Origin of the sequence: Lichenibacterium minor, assembly GCF_004137685.1 — a bacterium.
Taxonomy (GTDB): domain Bacteria; phylum Pseudomonadota; class Alphaproteobacteria; order Rhizobiales; family Beijerinckiaceae; genus Lichenihabitans; species Lichenihabitans minor.
On record NZ_QYBB01000082.1, the window covers coordinates 1 to 9,022 of the forward strand.

At 73.8% G+C, this 9,022-nt stretch carries 9 protein-coding genes; 8 read left to right on the forward strand and 1 reads right to left on the reverse strand.

Translation table 11 applies throughout. The features are described 5' to 3' along the window. The 5 genes from D3273_RS28555 to D3273_RS26340 all read left to right on the forward strand — a co-directional run. A partial coding sequence (locus tag D3273_RS28555) for a hypothetical protein (protein ID WP_165359722.1) occupies nucleotides 1–180 on the forward strand: 180 nt, incomplete at its 5' end. Between the two features lie 72 nt (nucleotides 181–252). Next, nucleotides 253–729 (forward strand): chemotaxis protein CheW, encoded by a 477-nt coding sequence (locus D3273_RS26325; protein ID WP_129229929.1) that lies wholly within the window; start codon nucleotides 253–255, stop codon nucleotides 727–729. Between the two features lie 63 nt (nucleotides 730–792). Further along, nucleotides 793–1,635 (forward strand): CheR family methyltransferase, encoded by an 843-nt coding sequence (locus tag D3273_RS26330; RefSeq protein ID WP_129229930.1) that lies wholly within the window; start codon nucleotides 793–795, stop codon nucleotides 1,633–1,635. Nucleotides 1,636–1,637: 2 nt separating this feature from the next. Beyond that, entirely contained in the window at nucleotides 1,638–2,753 is a 1,116-nt protein-coding gene (locus tag D3273_RS26335) for a protein-glutamate methylesterase/protein-glutamine glutaminase (RefSeq protein ID WP_245501405.1), read from the forward strand. Between the two features lie 7 nt (nucleotides 2,754–2,760). Beyond that, nucleotides 2,761–4,626 (forward strand): hypothetical protein, encoded by a 1,866-nt coding sequence (locus D3273_RS26340; RefSeq protein WP_129229931.1) that lies wholly within the window; start codon nucleotides 2,761–2,763, stop codon nucleotides 4,624–4,626. A 25-nt stretch (nucleotides 4,627–4,651) separates the two neighbouring features. Here D3273_RS26340 and D3273_RS26345 read toward each other — a convergent pair whose 3' ends face one another. Beyond that, nucleotides 4,652–5,374: an AraC family transcriptional regulator gene (locus tag D3273_RS26345; protein WP_165359723.1), complete on the reverse strand. Its 723-nt coding sequence runs from the start codon at nucleotides 5,372–5,374 to the stop codon at nucleotides 4,652–4,654. A gap of 149 nt (nucleotides 5,375–5,523) precedes the next feature. On the opposite strand from D3273_RS26345, the gene D3273_RS26350 reads away from it, so the two are divergent. Genes D3273_RS26350 through D3273_RS26360 form a run of 3 tightly spaced genes read left to right on the forward strand, consistent with a single transcriptional unit; the run spans nucleotide 5,524 to nucleotide 8,677 of the window. Beyond that, on the forward strand, nucleotides 5,524–6,486 hold the full coding sequence (locus tag D3273_RS26350; RefSeq protein WP_129229933.1) for a dihydrodipicolinate synthase family protein: 963 nt from the start codon (nucleotides 5,524–5,526) through the stop codon (nucleotides 6,484–6,486). A 5-nt stretch (nucleotides 6,487–6,491) separates the two neighbouring features. After that, nucleotides 6,492–7,427, forward strand: a complete 936-nt coding sequence (locus D3273_RS26355; RefSeq protein WP_207210913.1) for a 4-hydroxyproline epimerase — start codon at nucleotides 6,492–6,494, stop codon at nucleotides 7,425–7,427. Beyond that, a complete protein-coding gene (locus D3273_RS26360) occupies nucleotides 7,424–8,677 on the forward strand; it encodes an NAD(P)/FAD-dependent oxidoreductase (RefSeq protein ID WP_129229934.1) in 1,254 nt (417 codons plus the stop codon). Before D3273_RS26355 ends, D3273_RS26360 begins: the two co-directional genes overlap by 4 nt. Nucleotides 8,678–9,022: the final 345 nt, after the last annotated feature.

Consider the following 9,022-nt stretch of genomic DNA (forward strand, 5'->3'; position numbering starts at 1 on the left):
GCGGCGGAAACGGGCCACCCCGTGGCCCGGCTGCAGCGGCGGGTGACGGAGGAGCTGAAGCCCGGCCGCGCGTCCGGGGCCCCGCGCCCGGCCCGCGCCGCCCGCCACACCGGTGGCTTCGCCCTCGACATGGCCGAGCCCGGCGACGCCGCCGACAAGGGCTTCCGTCGCGCGTCCTGAGCCTCGAACCGGCGGGGCCGTGCCGCCCCGCCGGTTCCTTCCGCGACATCGACCCCCACCGGAGCGATCCCCGTGTCCAACGTTTCTCAATACCTGACGCTCGGCCTGGGGCCGGAAGTGTTCGGCATCGACATCCGCCACGTCCGCGAGATCCTGGACCTGCGCGAGGTCGCGTCGCTCCCGCGGGCTCCGGCCTTCCTGCTCGGCATGACCGACGTGCGCGGGGAAGGGGTCCCCGTGGTCGACCTGCGCCTCAAGCTCGGCCTGCCTCCCGTGCCGGCGACGCCCACGACCCGCATCATCATCCTCGACGTGCCCATCGACGGGCGGCCGACGCCGGTCGGCTTCGTGGCCGACCGGGTGATCGCCGTGTCGACGCTCGACGGCGGTCTGCTCGACCCCCCGCCGTCCGTCGGCGGTCGCTGGCACGCGCAATGCCTCGCCGGCATCGGGCGCCAGGACGGCGCCTTCGTCATCGTGCTCGCCATCGACCGGATGATGGCACACGACGGGGCGGCACTGCTGGCGGACCTCGCCGCCGCCGCCTGAGCCCCGCGGGGCCACCCTCCCCCGCGCCGCGCCGTTCCCCCCCCCCTCACGCCGTTGAGCACCATGCAGCCAGCCCCAGACAGGCTTTCGGACCGGCGCTTCGCCGCCATCGCGCATTTCGTCGAGGGCTCGGTGGGGATCAAGCTGCCGCCGTCCAAGCGGATCATGGTCGAAGGGCGCCTGCGCAGGCGGGTCCGGGCCCTGGGCCTGAGCGGGCTCGACGATTACGCGGCCCACCTGTTCGACCGGGGTGCGCTCGGCGCCGAGGCCGAGCATCTCGTCGACTGCGTCACGACCAACAAGACCGATTTCTTCCGCGAGCCGGCCCATTTCGATTTCCTGCGCGGCACCGCCGTGCCGCGGCTCGTCGGCCAGCGCACCGACCGGACGCTGAAGGTGTGGAGCTCCGCCAGCTCCATCGGGGCCGAGGCCTACACGATCGCCATGGTGCTCCAGGACATGGTCGCGGCCGGCGCGCGCTTCCACTTCTCCGTGCTGGGCACGGACGTGTCGCGCCCCGTCCTCGAGCAGGCGCGCGCGGCCGTGTATGCCGAAGCCATGGTGGAGCCGGTGCCGGCCGCGATGCGCCAGCGCTACCTCATGCCGTCGCGCGCGGCCGGCGACGCACGGGTGCGCATCGTGCCCGAACTGCGCCGCCTCGTGCAGTTCCACTCGCTGAACCTCATGGATCCCAGCTACCCGTTCGACCGCGACGTCGACGTCATCTTCTGCCGCAACGTGCTGATCTACTTCGACGCCCCGACCCAGGCCGCCGTCGTGGAGCGCCTCGCCGGCCACCTGCGGCCGGGCGGCTACCTGATCCTCGGCCATTCGGAATCCATGGCCGGCAACGGCTTGCCGGGCCTGACATCCATCCTTCCCACCATCTACCGGCGCGAGGCCTGACGATGATGCCCAAGACCGATCCCAAGGCCGACGCCAGGCCCGATGCGATCCGCGTCCTCATCGTCGACGACTCCGCTTCCGTGCGCCAGACCCTGACCGCCATCCTCGACGACGCGCCCGACATCGCGGTGGTGGCCACGGCGTCCGACCCCTTCGCGGCGGCGCGCCGCATCCAGACCGACGTTCCCGACGTGATCATCCTCGACCTCGAGATGCCGCGGATGGACGGGCTGACCTTTCTGCGCAAGATCATGGCGCAGAGGCCCGTGCCGGTGATCGTCTGCTCGACCCTCACCGAGCGGGGATCGCAGACGCTGTTCGACGTGCTCGAGGCCGGGGCCGTCGACGTGCTGCCGAAGCCCAGGGTCGACACCCGCCAGTTCCTGCTCGAGTCCTCGACGCGGGTGTGCGAGGCCGTGCGGGCCGCCGCGGGGGCGAAGCTCAAGCCGGGCCGGCAGCGCGCGAGGACGGTCGAAGCCAAGCTCACCGCCGACGCCATGATGCCGCCGCCCGTGGCCCATCGCCGGATGGTGGAAACCGACCGCGTGATCTGCATCGGCGCGTCGACGGGCGGCACGGAAGCGCTGCGCGAGGTGCTCGAAGCCCTGCCGGTCGACTGCCCCGGCATCGTCGTGGTGCAGCACATGCCGGAAGGGTTCACGGCCGCCTTCGCCCGGCGGCTCGACAGCCTCTGCGCCATCGAGGTCAAGGAAGCGGCCGACGGCGACGTCGTGATGCGGGGCCGGGCCCTCATCGCGCCCGGCAACCACCACCTGCTCCTCCAGCGCACCGGCACCCGCTACCACGTGGCGGTGAAGGACGGCCCGCTGGTGTCCCGCCACCGCCCGTCCGTGGACGTCCTGTTCAGGTCCGCCGCCCAGGCGGCCGGCCCCAACGCCCGGGGCATCATCATGACCGGGATGGGCGACGACGGCGCGGCGGGCCTGCTCGAGATGCGCCGGGCCGGCGCCCCCACGGTGGCGCAGGACGAGGACAGCTGCGTGGTCTTCGGCATGCCCAAGGCGGCGGTCGAGCGCGGGGCCGCCGTCAGGATCGTCGCCCTCGCGGACATCCACGCCGAAATCACCCGCCCCTGGGCCGCCACCTCGACCGCTTGAGCCCGCCATGCCCGACACCATCCGCACCATCCTGCCGACCATCGCCGACGGGACGACCTCCATCGAGGGGGCCTTCCTGTCGGCCGGCCGGGGGCTGAGCCAGGGCCTTTCGGCCTTCAGGTCGCTGACCGACAGCCTCGCCGCGCTCGGCGACGACATCGACCGCGGCGGCACGGCCGCCGCGTCGCACCAGCTCGACCGGCTGTCGCGGATGCTGCGGGGCGTCGCCGAGCGGCTGCCGGCCGACGGCACGCTCCTGCGGGACCTCCTCGACGGCAACCGGGGCATGCGCCGCAAGTTCGACGACCTCGTCGGCGACATGCGGATGATGGTGGTGGTGTCGCGCTCGGCCAGGCTGGAAGCGGTCGTGTCCGACGAGCAGCGGGCGAGCCTCGAGGAGTTCTCGCGCACCATCGACCACCAGATCGGCGACGCGCAGCGCCGCATCGACGCCTGCGTGTCCCAGCACGGCGGCGCGACGACGCTGCTGGAGCGGAGCGCGCGGGAGCACCTCGCCTTCGACGACGCCTACCGCGACAAGCTGGTGGGCCTCGCCGCGGAGTTCGACCAGGCGCTCGACGCGATGGCCAGCCGGCGGGACGCCGGCCTCGCCTTCACGGCGGAAGCCGCCGCCAGGGCGCGCGGGATCGCGCAGGCGGCGGGCCTGGCGTTGGTGTCGCTCCAGGTCGGCGACAACACGCGCCAGCGGCTGGAACACGTCACCTTCGCGCTGGAACGGGCCGACGGCCTGGACGCGGGCGCGGGCGGCGGCGAGGACGAGCCCGACGCCGCCGCCACGGCGGACCTGCTGTGCCGCGTCGCCGAAGCCCAGCTCCGCGACACGGTGGACACGTTCGACGGAGAAGCGTCGCGCATCCTCGACACCTTCGCCATGCTGGGCCGCGAGGCCGCGACGCTGGCGACGGAAGGGCGGGCCACCTACGGCAACGACGGCGGAGGCACGGCGTCGTTCGTTTCGGAGTTCCGGGCCCGCTTCGCGGCCGCCATGGGGATCGTCGCCGCCTGCTCGGCCAACCGGCTGGCGGTCGAGCGGGCCACGGGCGCGCTGCGGTCCATGCTCGCCCCGCTCGACGAAACGCTGACGACGCTGGTGACGACCAGCGAGGACCTCGTGATCGTCGCCATGAACGTCGGCCTCAAGGCGGCCCGGCTCGGTTCGGACGGGCGCGGGCTCGTGACCGTGGCGGGCGAGTTGAAGCGGCTCGCGTCCCAGATCTCGCTCGACGCCGTCGCGCTGCTGGACGCCTTCAGGGGGGTCCGCGGCACGTCGGACGCGTTCGGGTCGCGGACCGGGGAGGACGCAGCCGCGGCGTCGCTCGAAGGCGAGGCGGAAGCGATCCTCGACGCGCTCGCATCGGCCGACACGCGGATCGTCGCCGTGCTCGGGACGATCGACAGGATCGGACGGGATTTCGACGCGACGGTGGGGGACGCCATCGGGGCGTTCGAGGCCGTGGCCGCCAACACCGGCGCCCTGTCGGACGCGGTCGACAGCATCGGCTCGGTTCGCGCTCCGGCGACGCGCGACGGGGCGGCGCTCGCCGCGGCGGCCGAAGCCGTCGACGGCCTGCTGCTGCCGATCTATTCCATGGCGCGGGAGCGCGACGTCCAATCGGCGCTCCTCGACCGCATCGCCCCGCGGCGGGGCGCGTCCGCCCCGCAGGGGGCCGCGGCCGAAGCGGGGCCGGCGAACGGCGCCGCCATCCGCCTCGACGCCGGCCGGGAGCGCGCCGCGGGGAGCGGCGCCCGGCCCCCCGCCATGTCGGGGGCCGGCGCGGCCTTCGCGGCCGCCGGACGCGACGGCTCCGCCCGCAAGCTCGCGCCCGCCGCCGACGATTGGGAGGAGTTCTGAGCGCGGCGCCGCCGACCCGCGACGCTCACCGCCCCGGCGACGCCTTCGCCCGCCGGTACGACCCCGGCGACAGCCCGACGACCTTGCGGAACTGTCGCGTGAAGGCCGTCTGGTCGGCGTAGCCGCAGTCGAGGGCGATCTGGCTGATCGGCTCCCCGGTCCGCCGCAGGCTTTCGCTCGCCCGCTCGATCCTGAGGCGCATCAGGTATTGGCCGGCGGACAGGCCGAACATCGCGCGGATGCGCTGATCGAGCTGGAACGCGGAAAGCCCGGCGCGCTTGGCGAGGTCCCCCGCCTTCAGGGCGCGGCCCGACGGGTCCTGCGCGACGCGCAGCGCGTGGGACAGCGCCAGGGTTTCGTCCGGGGCGGCGTTCGCGCCGCGCACGTCGCGCGACAGGCCGACGAGGCCGGCGACCCTGCGCCCGCGGTCGAAGAGCGGCTCCTTCCACGTCAGGCACCAGCCTTCCCGCCCGTCCGGGTACAGGTGGAGCTCGAGTTCCCCCTTGAGCGAATGGGCGTTCTCCAAGATGAGGCGATCCTGCGCGGCGATGCGGAGCCCGAGTTCGCCGGGAAACACCTCGTCCGCCCGAAGCCCCACCAGCGCTTCCTTGCTCTGGAAGCCCGTGCGTTGGGCGAGGACCTGGTTGACGGCGACGTAGCGCCCGGCGCCGTCCTTCACGAAGAAGATCGTGTCGGCGACGCCGTCGAACAGGTCGCCGCACACGAACGGCCGATCGAGCACCGCCATCAAGCCTTCGAGCGGCCCCATCGCTCCCCCTGACCACCCTTGCCGAATCCCCAGCGTCGGCCCTCGTTTCCGCCAAGACGGGTCCGGGCCCGGGTGGGATCATGCCCGGGTGGCGACAGGTCCACCACCTCCCATCCGAGCGAATCCCCATGAACGCCAACCCCTTCACCGGCACGATCCCGGCGCTGATGACCCCCTGCACGGCCGATCGCAAGCCGGACTTCGACGCCCTGGTGGCCAAGGGCCAGGAACTCGTCGGCCTGGGGATGTCGGGGGTCGTCTACTGCGGCTCGATGGGCGACTGGCCGCTGCTCGACGACGAGGAGCGGATGACCGGCGTCGAAAGGCTGGTCGCCGGCAGGGTCCCTGTCATCGTCGGCACCGGCGCGCAGAACACGCGCCGCGCGGCGGCGCTCGCCGCCCACGCGAAGCGCTGCGGGGCGGCCGGCCTGATGATCATCCCGCGCGTGCTGTCGCGCGGCTCCTCGGTGGCGGCGCAACGGGCGCATTTCGAAGCCGTGCTGGCGGCCGCGGTCGACCTGCCGTCCGTCATCTACAACAGCCCCCACTACGGCTACGAGACGCGGGCCGACCTCTTCTTCGACGTCCGGTCCCGGCATCCGCACCTCGTCGGCTTCAAGGAGTTCGGCGGCGCCGCCTCGCTCCGCTACGCGGCCGAAACCATCACGGGCACGGACCCGTCGCTGACGCTGATGGTCGGCGTCGACACCCAGGTCGTCAACGGCTTCGTCAACTGCGGCGCCCGGGGCGCCATCACCGGCATCGGCAACGTGCTGCCGCGCGAAGTGCTCCACCTCGTGGCCCTGTGCGAGAGCGCCGCCGGGGGGGACGTGACGGCGCGCCGCCGGGCGCTGGAACTCGAGCAGGCGCTCGGGACCCTGTCGTCCTTCGACGAGGGGACCGACCTGGTGCTCCACTACAAGTACCTGATGACGCTACGCGGCGGGGCCGAATACGCCCTCCACTTCAACGCCGACGACGCGCTGTCGCCGGCCCAGGCGCAATATGCGGCGGCGCAGCTCGACCTGTTCACCCGCTGGTACGCCGCCTGGTCGCGGGACGTCGCCGGCACCGCCGGACAGGCGGCCTGAGCCCGATGCGCGTCGTCGATTCCCACACGGAAGGCGAGCCGACCCGCCTCGTCGTGGCGGGCGGCCCCGACCTCGGGTCGGGACCGCTGGCCGAGCGGCGCCGGATCTTCGCCGACCGGCACGACGGGTTCCGCACCTTCGCGCTGAACGAGCCGCGCGGGTTCGACGCGATGGTCGGCGCGCTCCTGTGCGCGCCGACGGCGCCCGACTGCGCGGCCGGCCTGATCTTCTTCAACAACGCCGGGTACCTCGGCATGTGCGGCCACGGCACCATCGGGGCGGCCGTCACCCTCGCCCACATGGGTCGGCTCGCGCCGGGCATCCATCGGTTCGAGACCCCCGTCGGCACGGTCGCGGTGGAGCTGCACGACCGCAACACCGCGACGGTCGCCAACGTGTCGAGCTTCCTGCACCGGGGATCGGTGCGCGTGGCGGTCGACGGGCTCGGAACCGTCACCGGCGACGTCGCCTGGGGCGGGAACTGGTTCTTCCTCACCGAGGACGCGCCCTGCGCCATCGAGCCCGGCAACATCCCCGCGCTCACGGAAGCGGCGAAGCGCGTCAAGGACGCGCTGACGCGCGGGGGAACGACCGGCCCCGACGGTGCCGAGATCGACCACATCGAGTTCTTCGGCCCTTCCCCGAGCGGCGCGGATTCGCGAAGCTTCGTGCTCTGCCCGGGCGGCGCCTACGACCGTTCGCCCTGCGGCACGGGGACCAGCGCCAAGCTCGCCTGCCTGGCCGCCCACGGCGCGCTGCCGCCGGGGGCGCCCTGGGTGCAGGAAAGCGTGATCGGGACGCGCTTCACCGCGCGCTACGACTGCGGCGCGGGGGGGGCCGTCCTCCCCCGCATCACCGGGCGGGCCTGGGTCACCGCGGAGGCGACGCTGTTGCGGGACCGGTCCGACCCCTTTCCGCACGGCATCGGCGGTGCCGCATGAGCGCCCCCGCCCCGCGCCACGCCGCCGTGATCGGCGGCGGCATCGTGGGATTGAGCATCGCCCTCGCGCTGCAGGCCCGCGGTGTGGGGGTGACGCTCTACGATGCCGGGGGGGACCGCGCCCCGGCGTCCGAGGGCAACGCGGGCCACATCGCGGTCGAGCAGCACGAGCCGCTCGCTTCCCTGGCCATGGTCCGGTCGCTTCCGCGCCGGCTCATGGTCCTCGGCGGCCCCGCGAGCTTCCCGCCCGGCGCGACGGCGCAATGGTTGCCCTTCGGCCTTCGCCTGCTGCGGGCCGCCCGCCCCGCGCGCTTCGCCGAGGGCAAGCGGGCGCTCGGCGCGCTGCTGGCGGACGCGCTGCCCGCGTGGCGGCGTTCGATGGGCGACGTCGGACGGCCCGACCTGTTGCGGGAGCAGGGCAACGTCGTCGCCTGGGAAAGCGTCGCGGGCGCGAAGCGGGGCCGCGCGGCGCTCGCCGGCTACGAGAGCCCGGTCGCGCGCTGGCGCGACCTCACGGGCGAGGAAGCGCGGATGCTGTCCGCCCAGCTTCGCGCCGCTCCGGCCGACGCCGTCCGCTTCGACGGTTCGGCCAGCGTCGCCGATCCCGCCGCCGCGCTGGGGGCCCTGCGCACGGCCTTCCTGGCCCGCGGCGGCAGCCTGCAGGCGCGAGCGGCGACGGTCGCGGACGCGCGGCGCGCGGGCGCGGACCTGACGGTGGTCGCCGCCGGCGTGCGTTCGGCCGCCCTGATGCGCGAACTGGGGCACGCGACGCCGATGATCGCCGAGCGGGGCTACCACATCCAATCGGACGTCACCCGCTGGCCCCTGGAGCTCACGTCCGTGGTGTTCGAGGAACGGGCCCTGGTGGCGACTCGCTTCCTGACGGGGTTGCGGGCGACGAGCTTCATCGAGTTCACCCGCCCGGACGCCCCGCCCGACGCGCGGAAATGGGACAGGCTGCGGGCCCATGCCGAAGCCCTCGGGCTGGCCTTCGATTCCCCGCCGCGCACGTGGATCGGCTCGCGCCCGACCCTCCCCGACTACCTGCCCGCGATCGGCCGCAGCACCCACGATCCCCGCGTGCTCTACGCCTTCGGCCATCACCACCTCGGCCTGACGCTGGGGCCGGTCACGGGCGAACTCGTCGCCGCGCTCGCCTGCGCCGACGAGGTCGCCCCCGACCTCGCGCCCTTCTCCGTGGACCGCTTCCGTCGCGGCCGCCCCGCCCGACCCCGAGCAAAGTTGGGGTAGATCCGCGGGCGATCGCCGACGGGGTCGCCCCGGACGTCGGCGGGACGGAGCCTCGGGAGCGCCGAGCGTCGGGGCCGACGGGTTCCGGTCGTGCGGCGCGGGGGAGGAGCCGACCGGGCGCGGGTCCGGGATGTCGGGTGTCGCGACCGCAACGCCCCCCTCCCCTGCCCCGCCGGCGACCCTCGCGCGGGTGAGCGCTTGGCGTCGGCGCTCGCCATGACGCGCGAAAGCCCCGAGGTGTGGGCCTCGGGGCTTTCGGGATAGTGACGGTTGGTTGCGGGGGCAGGATTTGAACCTGCGGCCTTCAGGTTATGAGCCTGACGAGCTACCGGGCTGCTCCACCCC